15 protein-coding genes are annotated in these 15,388 nt (G+C 55.6%); 5 read left to right on the forward strand and 10 right to left on the reverse strand.

Annotated elements, in window-relative coordinates; all coding sequences use genetic code 11:
• The 3 genes from pcaH to pcaD are packed head-to-tail and all read right to left on the reverse strand — an operon-like array spanning nt 1 to nt 1,954.
• The gene (pcaH, locus tag ACQZ51_RS13355; protein WP_448777868.1) at nt 1-741 is read right to left on the reverse strand and encodes a protocatechuate 3,4-dioxygenase subunit beta; all 741 of its coding nucleotides are present in this window, start codon (nt 739-741) and stop codon (nt 1-3) included.
• A complete protein-coding gene (pcaC, locus tag ACQZ51_RS13360) occupies nt 738-1,154 on the reverse strand; it encodes a 4-carboxymuconolactone decarboxylase (RefSeq protein ID WP_042616561.1) in 417 nt (138 codons plus the stop codon). Before pcaC ends, pcaH begins: the two co-directional genes overlap by 4 nt.
• Nucleotides 1,155-1,156: 2 nt before the next feature.
• Entirely contained in the window at nt 1,157-1,954 is a 798-nt protein-coding gene (gene pcaD / locus ACQZ51_RS13365) for a 3-oxoadipate enol-lactonase (protein WP_448778327.1), read from the reverse strand.
• A 91-nt stretch (nt 1,955-2,045) separates the two neighbouring features.
• Here pcaD and pcaQ point away from each other — a divergent pair, with 91 nt between their 5' ends.
• Entirely contained in the window at nt 2,046-2,975 is a 930-nt protein-coding gene (gene pcaQ / locus ACQZ51_RS13370) for a pca operon transcription factor PcaQ (RefSeq protein ID WP_448777871.1), read from the forward strand.
• On the opposite strand, the gene pobA is transcribed toward pcaQ, so the two are convergent.
• Complete coding sequence (pobA, locus tag ACQZ51_RS13375; protein ID WP_448777872.1) at nt 2,972-4,144, reverse strand: 4-hydroxybenzoate 3-monooxygenase; 1,173 nt, start codon at nt 4,142-4,144, stop codon at nt 2,972-2,974. The genes pcaQ and pobA overlap by 4 nt on opposite strands.
• A gap of 117 nt (nt 4,145-4,261) precedes the next feature.
• On the opposite strand from pobA, the gene ACQZ51_RS13380 reads away from it, so the two are divergent.
• Nucleotides 4,262-5,179, forward strand: a complete 918-nt coding sequence (locus ACQZ51_RS13380) for a helix-turn-helix domain-containing protein (protein ID WP_448777874.1) — start codon at nt 4,262-4,264, stop codon at nt 5,177-5,179.
• On the opposite strand, the gene ACQZ51_RS13385 is transcribed toward ACQZ51_RS13380, so the two are convergent.
• On the reverse strand, nt 5,149-5,907 hold the full coding sequence (locus ACQZ51_RS13385; protein WP_448777876.1) for an IclR family transcriptional regulator domain-containing protein: 759 nt from the start codon (nt 5,905-5,907) through the stop codon (nt 5,149-5,151). The genes ACQZ51_RS13380 and ACQZ51_RS13385 overlap by 31 nt on opposite strands.
• Nucleotides 5,908-6,035: 128 nt before the next feature.
• Here ACQZ51_RS13385 and ACQZ51_RS13390 point away from each other — a divergent pair, with 128 nt between their 5' ends.
• The 3 genes from ACQZ51_RS13390 to pcaF are packed head-to-tail and all read left to right on the forward strand — an operon-like array spanning nt 6,036 to nt 8,656.
• Nucleotides 6,036-6,743: a 3-oxoacid CoA-transferase subunit A gene (locus ACQZ51_RS13390; RefSeq protein WP_448777878.1), complete on the forward strand. Its 708-nt coding sequence runs from the start codon at nt 6,036-6,038 to the stop codon at nt 6,741-6,743.
• A complete protein-coding gene (locus tag ACQZ51_RS13395) occupies nt 6,740-7,441 on the forward strand; it encodes a CoA transferase subunit B (protein WP_448777880.1) in 702 nt (233 codons plus the stop codon). The genes ACQZ51_RS13390 and ACQZ51_RS13395 overlap by 4 nt, the downstream gene beginning before the upstream one ends.
• A 9-nt stretch (nt 7,442-7,450) precedes the next feature.
• Nucleotides 7,451-8,656, forward strand: coding sequence for a 3-oxoadipyl-CoA thiolase (gene pcaF / locus ACQZ51_RS13400; RefSeq protein ID WP_448777882.1), 1,206 nt, complete (start codon nt 7,451-7,453; stop codon nt 8,654-8,656).
• 50 nt (nt 8,657-8,706) lie between these two features.
• Here the strand turns inward: pcaF and ACQZ51_RS13405 are convergent, their stop codons facing one another.
• The 5 genes from ACQZ51_RS13405 to ACQZ51_RS13425 form a co-directional block, all read right to left on the reverse strand.
• The gene (locus tag ACQZ51_RS13405) at nt 8,707-9,606 is read right to left on the reverse strand and encodes an amino acid ABC transporter substrate-binding protein (protein ID WP_448777884.1); all 900 of its coding nucleotides are present in this window, start codon (nt 9,604-9,606) and stop codon (nt 8,707-8,709) included.
• A complete protein-coding gene (locus ACQZ51_RS13410) occupies nt 9,603-10,550 on the reverse strand; it encodes an amino acid ABC transporter substrate-binding protein (RefSeq protein WP_448777886.1) in 948 nt (315 codons plus the stop codon). The genes ACQZ51_RS13405 and ACQZ51_RS13410 overlap by 4 nt, the downstream gene beginning before the upstream one ends.
• 4 nt (nt 10,551-10,554) lie before the next feature.
• Nucleotides 10,555-12,777: an EAL domain-containing protein gene (locus ACQZ51_RS13415; protein ID WP_448777888.1), complete on the reverse strand. Its 2,223-nt coding sequence runs from the start codon at nt 12,775-12,777 to the stop codon at nt 10,555-10,557.
• Nucleotides 12,778-13,012: 235 nt separating this feature from the next.
• Nucleotides 13,013-14,431: a vanillate/3-O-methylgallate O-demethylase gene (gene ligM, locus ACQZ51_RS13420; protein WP_448777889.1), complete on the reverse strand. Its 1,419-nt coding sequence runs from the start codon at nt 14,429-14,431 to the stop codon at nt 13,013-13,015.
• 90 nt (nt 14,432-14,521) lie between these two features.
• Nucleotides 14,522-15,256, reverse strand: a complete 735-nt coding sequence (locus tag ACQZ51_RS13425; protein ID WP_448777890.1) for a GntR family transcriptional regulator — start codon at nt 15,254-15,256, stop codon at nt 14,522-14,524.
• Nucleotides 15,257-15,388: the final 132 nt, after the last annotated feature.

The raw sequence follows: 15,388 nt of genomic DNA on the forward strand, positions 1-15,388 counted from the left end.
TCAATTGCCTTCCATGCGATTTTCAAACAGGGTGGAGCGACGCCCGCGCAGCACGATATCGAACTTGTAGGCACGCATATCCATGGGGATTGCAGACGACATGTCGAGTGCCGCAACAAGGCCTTCGATGGCCGCCTTATCTGGAATCGTTTTCACGATTGGACATTGCCAGATCATCGGGTCGCCTTCGAAATACATTTGCGTGATGAGGCGCTGCGAAAAGCCGTGACCAAAAACGGAGAAGTGAATATGCGCGGGACGCCAGTCATTGACGCCGTTTGGCCAGGGATAGGCTCCAGGCTGAATTGTCTTGAACCAGTAATAACCATCCGCATCGGTGATGGTACGACCAACACCGCCGAAATTGGGATCGACTGCGGCGAGATATGACTCTTTCTTATGGCGATACCGACCGCCGGCATTGGCCTGCCAGAACTCCACCAATGCACCTTCAACGCCCTTGCCGCGCTCATCGATGACCCGGCCATGCACCAGAATGCGTGGCCCGATGGGCATTTCTCCCGGGCGGGCGTAATTGAGAATAAGGTCATTATCCAGCGGATTGAGCATGCTGTGCCCGAAGACGGGGCCAGTGATCTCGCTCTTGGTGCCTTCCAGTGAGATCAAGGCACGCTGAGGCGAGCGCAGAACGGATGTCTTATATCCCGGTGCGAATGCGGGCGGGTGAATGCTGCGATCTCTGGCGAAAAAGGGGCCGGTTTCCGGTGGCTTGTTGGTCATTTCGTCTCCTCCTCACGAACGGACGCGGCCTGCATTTCGGCAAGAGCGCCCTTGGCAATTTTAAACGCATGATTGGCTGCGGGCACGCCTGCGTAAATCGCGACATGCATTAAGGCCTCGCGAATATCCTCCTGTGTCGCACCGGTATTGGCAGTGGCGCGCACATGCATGGCGACCTCTTCATCATGCCCAAGGGCTGCTAGCAAGGCGATCGTCACCATCGAACGCTCACGTTTCGTCCAATGGGTACCGGACCAGACATTGCCCCAGGCAGATTCCGTTATCAGCCGTTGGAAAGGCTCATCAAAGGGCGTCGCGGCCTTCTGCGCCCGGTCGACATGGGCATCTCCCAACACGCTGCGGCGCGTCTTCATTCCATCGTCAAACCTGTTTGTCTTATCCGCGTCTGCCATGGTCAAACCTCCGGCAAGGATTTCAGGAAAGCGTCGACAGCGCTGGAATAGGCCTGCGGCTGCTCGATACACGGTATATGCCCGCAGTTTTCAATCATGGTGACCTGACTGCCCGGCACCAACGCGGAAAGCGCACGAACAAGCTCCGGCGGTGTGGAGGCATCCCCGTCCCCCGCCAGGCAAAGCGTGGGAACCGAGATGGTTTTCGCCACATCGGTGAAGTCACAATCTCTGATGGCGGCACATGTGGCGGCATAGCCATGCCGGTCTTGCCGCACGAGCATGGTGCGCGCGCCGAGAAAATCGGCATTGTCTTCCCGCCGAAATGCTGGCGTGAACCACCGCTCCATTACGCCATCAGCAAGCGGTGCAATACCGTCACGATGGATGTGCGCGATGCGGTCGTTCCACATGTCGGCACTGCCAATCTTATGGGCCGTGTTGCTGAGCACAAGGGCGCAGACGAGATCGGGACGCCGCGCATAAAGACCCTGCGCAATCAGGCCACCGACGGAAAGACCCCAGATGATGGCCTTATCGACAGAGAGATGACCCAGCAGCGCGACGACATCATCGACGTGATCATCAATGGAATAGGGCGTGGAGCCAAGATCGGACAGGCCGTGGCCGCGCTTGTCATGAAGCACATAGCCGTAGTGATCGCCAAGCTCGCCCATGACGGCGTTCCAGATGCGGAAATCTGTACCGAGCGAGTTGATGAAAACGATGACAGGCTTGCCCTCGCCCAAACCGAGTGCGCGATAATGGATCGCACGGCTTCCCGACAACAAAAACTGCATGTCACGTTCCTCCTGTTCAGACATTGCAAGATCCGAACGGTTAAGTAAAATGAGTTTATTGGCAGTAATCATAACCAGTAGATTATAATTCATGATCGATGCACGCTTGAAGTTTCGGCATATCCGAACGTTCGTGGAAATAGCGCGGCAGAAAAGCGTCGGGCGGGCTGCCGCTATTCTCAGCGTGAGCCAGCCAGCGATCACAAAAACTGTTCGTGAATTGGAAGAGGTTCTCGGGGTCTCCCTCTTCGAGCGCGATGGCCGGGGCATCAAGCTCAGCCGATCTGGCGAAATTTTTCTCAAACATGCTGGCGCAACGGTGACAGCGCTGCGCCAAGCAGTCGATTCCGTTTCACCCGAGGCTGCAAAGATCGGGACGCCCGTGAGGATCGGAGCGCTGCCAACCGTATCCGTCAGCATCATGCCTGAGGCGATGGTCAGCTTTTTGAAGGAAAGTACCGGCAGCACCGTCAAAATCGTAACCGGCGAAAACGCTGTCCTGCTAGAGCAACTCCGCCTTGGCGATCTTGATCTTGTGGTCGGGCGTCTTGCCGCACCTGAGAAGATGACGGGATTTTCATTCGAGCATCTTTATTCGGAAAAAGTGCGCTTTGCGGTTCGGGCCAGCCATCCCCTCCTAGTGGACACCGCAAACATCTTCGAAAAGCTCCATGAGTTTCCGATATTGACCCCCACCCGCAATTCTGTGATCGGCCCCATCGTCGACCAGTTTCTGCTGGCCCACGGAGTTGCTGCCTTACCAACCAGAATTGAAACGGTTTCCGACGCGTTCGGCCGCGCATTCTTGCGTGCGACAGACGCTATCTGGATTATCTCGGAAGGTGTGGTGGCCGCCGACATTGCCGACGGCACCATTGCTGCGCTGCCACTGGATACGGCTGACACGAGCGGGCCGGTTGGATTGACCATCCGCGCCGACACGCAGCCGTCCCTGCCACTCGCTCTCTTGATGCAGACTATCCGTGAAGCGGCAGCCGCGCTGTTATCGGCACGCTCTTAATAGGGCAGGCCAACGTAGTTCTCAGCCAGCGCGGTAGAGGCAGCCCGTGATTGAACAAGATAGTTCAGTTCTGCCTCCTGAACTTTTTGACCGAAGTCGCCAGTGTCTGGAAAGCGGTGCATGATGTTGGTCATCCACCAGGAGAAACGAACTGCCTTCCATACTCTCGACAGGGCACGCGCCGAATAGCCATCGATACCCGCTTCGGAGCGTTCATTGTAATATTCGATCAGAGCTTCGCTTAGATAATGCACATCGCTTGCTGCGAGGTTGAGACCCTTTGCACCCGTCGGTGGCACTATGTGAGCTGCGTCCCCGGCCAGAAACATGCGCCCGAAGCGCATGGGTTCGGCAACAAAGGAGCGAAGCGGCGCGATCGATTTTTCGAATGACGGAGCGGTTATCAAAGCCTCTGCGTGTTGCGTGGGCAACCTCTTTCTCAGCTCATCCCAGAAAAGATCGTCACTCCAGTTTTCGATCTTATCGTCGAGTGAACACTGGATATAATGGCGGCTGCGGGTTGGAGATCGCATGGAACACAGTGCAAATCCGCGAGGATGGTTTGCATAGACCAGTTCGTGATCGACCGGCGGCGCGTCGACGAGAATGCCAAGCCATCCGAAAGGGTAGATCCGCTCGAACTCCTGGATCGCATTTTTCGGAACAGCTTTGCGGCTTACGCCGTGGAAGCCGTCGCATCCAGCGATGAAGTCGCAGTCGATACGGTGGGTTACTCCATCCTTTTCATAGGTAACATAGGGCTTTTTGCCATCAAAGTCGTGTGGCTCGACATTGGCAGCCTCATAGATCGTTTGCGCTCCGGATTTGTCCCGCGCATCCATCAGATCATGCGTGACTTCCGTCTGACCGTAGACCATGACCCGTTTGCCGCCCGTTAGATCATGCAGATCAATGCGATGGTCGCGACCATCAAATGCCAGCGCAAAACCATCATGCGGCAGGCCCTCGGCGTGAAGCCGCGTTGCTACCCCGACCTTTTCCAACAGATGGACTGTGCCTTCTTCAAGCACGCCCGCGCGGACGCGGCTCAAAATGTAATCCTTGCCGGCACGGTCCAGAATGATGTTGTCGATGCCCGCACCGGACAGGATTTGCCCGAGCAGCAGTCCGGCTGGACCGGAGCCGATAATGACGACCTGTGTGCGCATTGCTTCCTCCCACTTGATCTCTTGCTCCGAAATTGCGGCTTCCAAGCCTCACGATCAATGGACATTTTAGATCAAGCATTGCACTATTCGACCATTACGGACTACGGGCCTGTTTCGATGACACGACAGATACACGACCAGCTTTACGGTGAAGCGACCGCGCAACAGGTGCCGTTTCGCTTCCATTGCGAAACGCTTTTTTCGCGCAGCAGCCTGCATCGGTTCGAAATCGGCCTGCACCGCCATGAGAGTTTCTTGCAGATTCTCTGCGTTTCCGGGGGAGAGGGCGACGCCACGCTGAACGGCGACGTCATAGCCATCAAGCCGCCCTCCATCGCCATCGTCCCGCCAGGGTTCGAACACGGCTTTCGTTTTTCCCGTGATATTGCGGGCATCATTATTACCCTTATTCCAACCGCGCTTTCACCGTCAGCGCAGGCGGCCGCACGTCAGTATCTGGCGCGGCCATCTATCCTGTCACTCATCGGCAACCCGCAACAACAGAGGATAACGGACTGCTGCGATTTGATCTGGGGGGAATTTTCCAGCGGCCACACAGCACGGCATGCAATGATGGAGGGGCTGATCACGACGTTGATCGTCCATCTGTCACGCGGCGTACAACTGAGTTTTCAAGACAAGGAAACGGACAAGACCAGCGGTCGCCTGGATCTTTTGCTCAGCCTGATTGCCCGTCACGTGCGCGAACATAAGGACACACAGTTTTATGCCGACAAACTTGGCCTATCCCAGACCCACCTGAACCGCCTTTTGCGACAGCAATTCGGAGTGAGCCTTCAGAGACTGATCGCCCAACGGCAATTGGATATTGCCAAACAGGAATTGCTGTTTACCGTCTCGACGGTGCAGATGGTCGCCAGTGGACTCGGCTTCAGCGACCCTGCCTATTTCTCTCGTTTTTTCCTGCGGGAAACCGGCATGACGCCACGGGCCTGGCGACTTGCAGAGCAGTATTCCGTCTCAAATAGGGCGGGATCAGCAGATCAGGCCAGCATTCTGGCGAGCTCGGACTGAACGCTCAGCAGCGCTGGCAGATAACGCTCGACAAGGTCTTCCATGGACGCCGCCGATGCAGACAGCCCCACATTCAGCGCCGCCACCGTCTGTCCCCTGATATTGTGGACCGGCACGGCAATCGAGCGCAAACCCAGTTCGACCTCTTGGTCGATCAGCGCATAACCGCGCTGGCGGGTCGAAACCAGTTCCTCCATCAAAGCATCGATCTCGATCAATGTCAGCGCAGTTCTGGCTCGTCGGTCCGATTTCTCCAGAACGGCTGTTTGCTCCTCACGATCCAGCGCGGCCAACAGGACGCGCCCCATGGACGTGCAGTAGGCTGGCAATCGTGAGCCGGGCATAAGCGAAATAGACATGACGCTGCGCTGTGCTGCCCGGGCGACATAGACAATTTCTGTCTCATCCAGAATGGAAACAGAGGTGCTTTGGCCTATCGCTTCGGACAATTTGTCGAGAACCGGCTGAACGATGCGTGGCAGGGGCATGGTTGCAAGACAGCCTGTACCCAGCCGCAAGACCTTTGGCGTGACCGTGAAATATTTGCCGTCATAAGCAGCGTAACCTAGCTCAGCCAATGTCAGCAGGCAGCGTCGGGTCGTGGCACGGTCCAGACCCGCAGCATCGGCCGCCTGTGAAATCGACAAGCGAGGCTGCTCAACCCTGAAGGCTTCTAGAACGCGAAGGCCCTTTGCCAGCCCACTCATCAAGTCTCTTTCATTGGCCATGGCAGCAATCCATTTGTGCGATATACGAACAAATATCATATAACGCACAAACCATTTGCGGTCGAGGATATTTCGGTCTTACCTGCTCCAAAGCCAAAACTGGTTTCAAAGCTGTTTGGGAGGATTTTATGGACAAGACCATCAGGAGCGCAGCCGATGCGGTGTCTGGTATCGGAGATGGAGCGGCGGTGATGATCGGTGGCTTCGGCGGGTCCGGCGCACCCATCGAGTTGATCCACGCTCTGATCGACAAGGGGCCGAAAAACCTGACCGTCATCAACAATAACGCCGGAAATGGACGGATCGGCATTGCGGCGATGATTGACGCGGGCATGGTGAGCAAGATGATCTGCTCTTTCCCCCGTTCCTCTGATCCACGGGCCTTTACAGACAGATATCTGGCTGGAGAGATTGAGCTTGAACTCGTGCCGCAAGGCACGCTTGCCGAACGCATTCGTGCCGCAGGGGCCGGCATTCCGGCATTCTACACCCCCACCGGCTACGGCACCGAACTTGCGAATGGCAAGCCGATAGCCGAGTTTGATGGACGCCATTATGTGCAGGAACGCTGGCTGAAAGCAGATTTTGCCATCGTGAAGGCTCAAGTCGGCGATACCCACGGCAACCTGACCTATGCCAAGGCTGGCCGCAACTTCAATCCATTGATGTGCATGGCGGCAAAGACGACGATCGCACAGGTATCAGAACTGGTGTCCGCCGGAGGGATCGATCCGGAGCACGTGGTGACGCCAGGAATATTTGTGGATGGCGTCGTACAGATTGAGAACCCTCAACAGGAAGAAATTCTGATCCGTGCAGGAGCGTCCTACGCATGACCGAAGCTCAGCCACTCAACACATTTGAAGACATCAAGCTTTCCAACGCACAGATCGCATGGCGTGCCGCGCAAGACATTGCCGATGGCGCCTATGTCAATCTGGGCATCGGCTTTCCTGAAATGGTGGCGCAGTACCAGCCACCTGGAAGAGAAGCGATTTTTCATACGGAAAACGGCATCCTGAATTTCGGTGAAGCGCCTGCAGAGGGCGAGGAAGACTGGGATCTGATCAATGCCGGAAAGAAGGCCGTCACTCTGAAACCCGGCGCTGCATTCTTCCACCATGCGGATAGTTTTGCGATGGTGCGCGGCGGCCATCTGGATGTCGCCATTCTGGGAGCCTATCAGGTGGCGCAGAACGGAGACCTCGCAAACTGGCGGGTGGGTTCCAAAGGTGTTCCCGCCGTCGGCGGTGCTATGGATCTTGTGCACGGGGCAAAGCAGGTCTTTGTCATCACTGAGCATGTCACCAAGAAAGGTGAGCCGAAGCTCGTGGAAAAATGCGCATTCCCCCTGACCGGCGTCGGCTGCATCACGCGCATTTACACCAGCCATGCGGTGGTGGACGTAACGGACGGCCATTTTGTCCTTCGTGAGAAACTTCCCGGCATAAGCTTTGACGACCTGCAAGCTATGACCGGCGCCAAGCTGCATGTTGATGGCGACGTTGCCGATCTTGTCGCACCCGAATTGTAAGGTAGAACGATGACTGACGTATTCATATGCGATTATATTCGAACCCCCATTGGCCGTTTTGGCGGGGCATTATCATCGGTTCGGGCTGATGATCTCGGCGCTGTACCACTGAAAGCACTGATGGCCCGCAACCCTGGAGTGGACTGGGAAGCGGTCGATGATGTGATTTTCGGATGCGCAAACCAGGCCGGTGAAGACAACCGCAACGTGGCGCGCATGTCGCTCCTCCTGGCTGGCTTGCCGGTATCTGTCACCGGAACCACCATGAACCGTCTTTGCGGCTCCGGCATGGATGCGGTCATCACCGCGGCTCGGGCCATCAAGGCCGGTGAAGCGGAACTGATGATCGCGGGCGGCGTCGAAAGCATGAGCCGCGCGCCATTTGTGATGCCCAAGGCAGACGCCGCATTTTCCCGCAAAGCCGAAATCTACGACACGACCATCGGCTGGCGCTTTGTAAACCCGGCGATGAAATCGCTTTATGGTGTGGATTCCATGCCTGAGACAGGTGATAACGTTGCCATTGACTACAGCATCTCCCGAGACGCTCAGGACGCATTTGCAGTGCACAGCCAGCAAAAGGCCGCGAAAGCACAGGCAAATGGCAGGCTGGCCAAGGAGATAACGCCCGTCAGCATTGCCCAGCGCAAAGGCGACCCAATCATTGTCAGCAAGGATGAGCATCCGCGCGAAACGAGCATTGAGGCTCTAGCCAAGTTGAAGCCAGTCAACCGCATGGAAGGCGCAACGGTTACCGCCGGAAACGCGTCTGGCGTCAATGACGGTGCAGCGGCTTTGATTATTGCGTCGCAGGCGGCGGTCGAGAAGTATGGTCTGACACCCATCGCCCGCATAGTCGGTGGCGCGACCGCAGGCGTTCCTCCGCGTGTGATGGGCATCGGACCGGCACCGGCTTCACAAAAGCTCCTGGCACGGCTGGGCTGGAGCCAAGAAGCACTTGATGTCATCGAGTTGAACGAAGCCTTTGCGTCACAAGGGCTTGCTACACTACGTCAACTGGGCATTGCCGATGATGATGCGCGCGTGAACGCCAACGGCGGAGCCATCGCGCTTGGGCATCCGCTCGGCATGAGCGGTGCCCGCATTGCAGGCACGGCTGCAATTGAGCTTTGTCTGACCGGTAAAAGCAAGGCGCTGGCGACAATGTGCATTGGCGTCGGACAGGGCATCGCGATTGCACTTGAAAGCGTTTAAGCACGGATAAATACCACAGGGTCGCGTCCCGACCCTGTGGTTTGGACGACTTATGGTTCCATGGTCGGATTTGCAAACGCGCTTCTCAACCTGTCACTCATGGGTAGGTTGATGTTAACGCCTATTCCGGGCACAGGGCTTTCGAACCAACGCTTGTAGATCTCAGACATTTCCGGGCTTTTGTAGATTTCGGCAAGGGCCCCGTTCACTGCCGCAGCGAACTCCTTGTCATGCACGCGCATCATGAAGCCGACAGGCTGCGCCTCGGTCAATTTGTCCGTCGAAATCCGGTATTCATCGGGATTTTTCGCCCGCGCAATCATGGTGCGCAGCAAAACCTCATCCATCGCAAAGGCGGAAACGCGCCCATCGGTTACCATGTCGAAAGCGCCCTGAATGCTATCGACCGGCACGACGGAGACGTTCAGTTTTTTCGTGCGATTGGCTTCATTGATATCACTGACATTGACGGTGCCCAGTGCAACGCTCACGGAGCGCCCCTTCAAATCGTCAAGCGTATTCAAGTTGTTCTTCGTCAGCGACACATAACGCGTGGCACCGTAGAAATGGCTAAGCGCAAAATTCGCGCTTTTCCGTCTCTCTGAAGTGTTGGTACTGGTGTTGCATTCAATGTCGATTTCACCGTTGTTCAGCAACTGAACGCGGTTGCTGGGAGTGCGCGGCAGAAGAACGACATCGATCGTCGCCATGTCGAGCCGCGTTTTCAGCGTCTCCGCAACGCGTTTGCAAAGATCAATCGAATAGCCACTGATCTGGCCATCGTCAGTCGTAAACGAAAACGGGGCGGTCGATCCGTAGCCAATACGGATTTTCCCGGTTTCCTTGATGCGCTCCAGCGTCGGTTGGGTAAAATCCGCTGCGGCCACTACAGAAAACGTGAGCATAAAGGCAGCAGGTACAGCCAGAATAATTTTAAGCGCGCGCCTCATTGCAGATACTCCTGCGGATCGCGAAATGCCGCCTGCAACTCAGTCGACATGGGAAGATTGAAATTTCGACCTTCAGGCGGCAGAGGCGACATGAACCATTTGTCGTATACGCGGTTGATTTCGCCGCTGACAAAAAGCTGGCGCAACGCTTCATTGACAACTTTGCGGAATGGCTCGTCACCCTTGCGCATCAAAATCCCGTAAGGCTCCGGCGGACCGAATGTTTCTGATGACACCATATAATCATCCGGCGACTTCGAGAACGCGACTTGGGCAGCCAGCAGTACCCCATCCATCACGAATGCGGTCGCCTTGTTGTTTTCAACAAAGGCGAAGCCATCGGAGTTCTGTCTGGCCAGCATCACGGAAATATTGAGCTTGTCCGCCCTGTTGATGGTCTGCAATTGCTCGATGTTGATTGTGCCCGTGGTAGACGCAACAGTGCGGCCAGCCAAATCCCTGATCGTTTTCACGCCACTGGCCTTCTTCGTGACAAAACGAGTGGCCGTAATGAAGTGCGGATAGGAAAAGGAGACCTGCTCGCGTCGCTCGGCATTGTTCGTGGTTGCACTGCATTCCAGATCAATCTTGCCGCTTTTGACAAGAAGAAAGCGCGTCGCCGCTGTTGCGATCACGTAATTGATGTTGATCTTATCGAGCTTCAGCCGGATGCGAACCTGGTCTGCAATGTAATTGCACAGTTCAACCGTGTAGCCGGTCGCGCTTCCATCGGCCCCCTTGTAGGAAAAGGGGACCTCATCTTCGCGATAGCCAATTGATATTGTTTTGGTCTGCCCAATCTTCTCGAGCGTGCCGCCATCATCCGCCTTCGTCGGTGAGGCAGCGTTTCCAGCAATTTGAAAAAGTACGAAGCAATAAAGGAGGCCTTTGACGACGGCTTTTAATCGTTTTTCATTCGCAAGCAAGAAAACAGGATACCGCATTTCTTCACGCTCCTAGCGACGACACCTTTTGGGGGTATAGGCTGTGATAAATATTTTGAATGTCTTGAATTTTCATCGGTCGAGCGAGATGGTAGCCCTGCCCTAGCGTGCAGCCTAACAGCCGTACGAATTCGAGTTGATACTCGTTCTCAATGCCTTCCGCCGTTGTCTGAAGCCCTAGGCTTTTCGCCAGTTGCAGGAGATTGGTAACCACGGCGCGGCTGTCGGCGCGATCTTCGACGTGCATGACAAAGCTGCGATCGATCTTGATTTTGGTGATTGGCAAGTTGAGCAGGTAGCTGAGGCCGGAAAAACCCGTTCCGAAATCGTCCAGCGCGATGCCGATGCCCAGGCCTTGGAGCTCCTCAAGCATTTCCCGGCATTCATGCGACGAAATCTGCGTGCTCTCGGTCAATTCCAGTTCCAGTCTATGTGCCGGAACACGATAGGTGGACAACAAGGCTTTGACCTTGTCGGCAAAATTCCCCTGTTTGAGTTGGACGGATGAGACGTTGACGGCTACAAACGTGTTTGCAGGCAGAACTGTAAGATCTGCGCAGGCCATCTTCATGACCCAATCACCAATCGCGATGATCTGGCCGGTTTTTTCGGCAACCGGAATGAAATCTCCTGGAGAAACCCACCCAAGCCTTGGATGCTTCCATCTCAGCAAGGCTTCGAAACCAACCGGCTGCGGCTGTGAGACCGAAAAAATCGGCTGATAATGCAGCTCAAACTCATTGTTGCGCAACGCTGCGTCAAGATCGTGCTGTAGGACGTGACCCCGCTCACCAGACATTTCCATGCCTGGTTTGAAAAAGCGAAATGTACCGCGCCCCTCGGACTTTGCAGCATAGAGCGCGATATCCGCCTTGTTCAGTAACTCTGCAATGTCAGTCCCCTCTGCCGTATCAATGCAGATCCCGATGCTCGTGCCGACCGAGACTTGCTTGCCAAGCAGCATGAACGGGCGGGCAATAGAGCGGATAATGTTTGAGGCGAGCTTGCTGGCCTCAACGAGGGCGTCTTTGCGCACCACTTGCAGAACCGCAAATTCATCGCCGCCAAGGCGCGCGGCAATGTCACCCGGTCGCATCAGCAAGAGCAGACGCTCGGCGAAGGACGTCAACAGTGCATCTCCACTGGCATGTCCAAGACCGTCATTGATGGATTTGAAACGATCAAGGTCCAACAGCATGATGTTGAACCGGCGGCCATCGTCTCCGGTCGGGGTGAGCATCTCCTCAAGCTTCTTGCCGAAGAATGCGCGATTGGGCAATCCGGTCAGAGGGTCATGATGGGCGAGGTGCTCCATGTGCTTGGCAACATCGCGCACCTGCCGCAAATGCTCTCGCTCCACAACCGCTTCTCTTAGCGTTTCGATTGCAACCGCCAGACGACCGATCTCATCATGCCTGCCCTGAAAAGGAGTAACCATTCGCGTATCGTCGCGGGCGATGCGGCTGAGGGCACCGACAAGATCGGGAACGGGCTTGAAAACCTTACGCATGATCAAGGTGACGGCGCCGCCTGTGAAAATCAGAATCGTCACAAGCAGGATGGCGGAGTTGCGCAACAGCCTGTTCTGGCTTTCATGCAACAGGGCTGCTTCGCCAATCGACGTAACGATAGCGCCCTGCAGTTTGCTCTCTAAAGTGATGATCGGAACATAAGCGATGAAATGGCTGATACCGCCCACATCAGCCAGACCGACAAAAAATTCGTCTGGATTGGCGTAGTCGGGTAGGGTCAGACCGATACCGTTATTGGATCCAAATGCTTCAGCCGAACTGACGAAACTCGGAGGCTCTGACGATTTCTGAAACAGCCAGATATTGTTTTTGGTCTGGGCTGCGGCCAGGCCCAGCACATCTGCGGGGTTAAAGCCCGTGTCCAGTATCGACGCGTCGTCGCCCAACGGGCGTTCACTGATGATTTTGGTAATCTGACCGTCGTCGGCACTCTCGATCGCGATGAAGGTGTATATGGATCGAATCGCAGAACTCGTGACCTGCGCATTCAGTTCGGCCTGCCGGCGCCACTGCTCCAGCGAGCCGTGATCGACCATGACCCAACCGATTGTTGCCCCCATGATATAGGCAAGCACGACGCTGGAAACGAGAAAGACGTTAATTTTCCAGAAGAGCGAATGATACCACACAAGGCGCGTTTGGCCCGACTGGAGATCGCCAATCTCCGCTTCAGCCTTGTCTCTGTCTTGTACCATGTCGGCGTGAGCCCTCTTCCCCGAAGGCTGCGACCATAGAAGCGCGTGCCTTAACCCATGGTTTAAGAGGGTATTTGATGTGCTACTTGCCACAACCAATGCAAGACATGGCAAACAGAACCTAAATACGTCGGCGGATGATGCATAATGAGGCGTCAAAGTGGAGCGACGCGCCGTTTATCAATACAAAAACCCGCCGGACATGACGCCAGCGGGCTGTAGAGCTTTCGTTTTGTCAGGCTCTCCTGGAGCGCCAACTCTCAGCGTAGTTTTCACGGGCTTCGCGTGCGTAAGGCGTTTGCGATACGCGAACGCGGATCTTTGCCTGCTTGTGCGGTGATTCGATCGAGGTCTTGCGCGATCCACCACCTGGCTCACCCCACACCAGCGTCAGAACATCGCCAATCTGGACATTGGCGTTCACCACGCCGAGCGAAAGCATGCACCGTTCATTATAAGAATACCCGGTGAACATCGACGTTCCGACATGGTTTCCTGTGTCGTCGAGTATGAGATCGGCGCTGGTAGAAGCATAGTTGGCCACGGGGAAGTCGATCCATTTGTAGTTATCTTCACCCGGACGGAACGCCGATGCGACGACCTCCACAACATCTTCAGCGTTCCACTCGAACGTCACCTTCTTGCGATGCGCTTGACCCTTCTGCTGCTCAAGCGCCGCTTTCCCGATGAAGTCTTCCTTCTTCCAGCCAATGTAGAAATCATAGCCAAGCTCGAACGGATTGAGGTAATAATCCTCGATATTCTCGGAGACGAAGCTGCCGCCAATCGCGCCGTTCGCTTCGTAGGAGTCCACGCCCAGCCACTCGCGATAGGATTTCAACATGCCATCGCCTGTATAAATCCCAGGCAGTGGAGATGGGATCCATCCCGATTCAAGCGTGTTTGTGGAGTAAGCACGGCTGCCACACCGCACCAGATCGACCTCGGCCTCCTTGGCCGCCTCAAGTATGCAGGCCAGAACATAGCTCTTGTCTTCATAGGGCCCCCAGATTTCAAGCCCGGGCGCACCGGACATGCCATGCCGAAGGGCCTTCACCTTTTTCGAGCCGACATTGATCCAATCCACATGGAAGAACTTGATGTCAGGCACGGGGCCGCGGTTCAGTTTCTCGAAAATCTTCGGCGCTTCTGGCCCCTGTATCTGATAGCGATAATGCGTGCGCAGCACTCGCTCGCCTTCGGGGCGGGATGTGGAGCGCGGATCATGCTTGAGACGCACATTCCATGTCCCATAGGCCGCGCAAAACATCAGCCAGTTGGAGGTTGGTGCGCGCCCAACGAGGATGAACTTGTCTTGCCGCTCCCTGAAAATGATGTGATCGCCAATGACATGGCCCGCTGGCGTAACCGGAACGAAATGCTTTGCCCGATTGAGATCAAAGTTCGAAAATGAATTGATGCCATGATAGCTTAAGAATTTCTCGGCATCCGGCCCCTCAACCGTCAACTCATCCATATGGTGGGACTGGTCGAACAATACGGCAGAGTGGCGCCATGCAGCCTGCTCCGTGCGCCAGTTGCTGAACTCGGGCGTGACAACAGGGTATACATACATTCCGCTCTGAGAATGCCTCAGACGTCCGACAATATCGGGATTCTCATTCAGAATGTCATCCAGACTGGTATTGGCCATACATTATCCTCCCAAGATATTCAGCCTAATGTATACATTAAGGCCGAGACTTGGGCGCAATGCAAGCCCGTATTTTCCTGTCTTGCCAAATTAGCGATGGATCAGGGCCAGGCCTGGAATTTTGTCGAGCAAGCCGGGCTCCTCGTCGAAAATGTAATCAAGATTGTAGCGGGCGGTGCGCGCATGCTCGCGCGCCATGGCTTCGGCGCGCGCACCTTCACGAGCAGCGATTGCCTTGACGAGCTCATGATGCTGCGCCTGAGCAAAGCGCAGTGAACGCCAGAACGCCGAGATTTGCAGCCGGTTGGGAACGAATGCGGAAGGGGATGCGAATGGAAGGGCGCAGGCCCGCTCGACTTCGCGCCTGATCACATCGCTCCCGGCAAGACCTGCCAATTGCTGATGGAAGAGCGCATTGAGTTCTGAATAAGCATCGAAATCCACGTCGTCCTGTGCCGCACCAAAACAGCTATCCAGCCTTGCCAGTGTGGCGCGGATTTCATCGAGAGCATGAACATCGACGCCTCGTTCTGCGGCAAGACGCGCAGCCGTACCCTCCATCACGCCGCGCAACTCGATGGAATCGATAACGTCAGCATAAACGAAGCGCCGGACCACGAAACCGCCATTCGGCAAGCGATCCAGCAAGCCTTCTTCACACAAGCGCGATAGCGCTTCCCTGACCGGCGTGCGCGAAATGTCGAGCTGTGTCGCCAGGGAAACCTCGAACAGCCGCATGCCGCCATGCAACTCGCCACTGAAGATTTTTTCCCGCAGCTCAACAACTGCCCGTCGCCCGTGCGTTGCAGTGTCATTTGCTTTCATTTTCGATAGGCTCCGCCGACTTCCTGATGCGGGACTATACACGCCAGACTATATTCACGAAGACATATTGAAAGTGGAATTTGACTGAAATAAACGCACTCAATCATCTCTTGTGAGACCGGCCCGTTGATG

The sequence above is a fragment of the Agrobacterium sp. CG674 genome, from assembly GCF_053521645.1.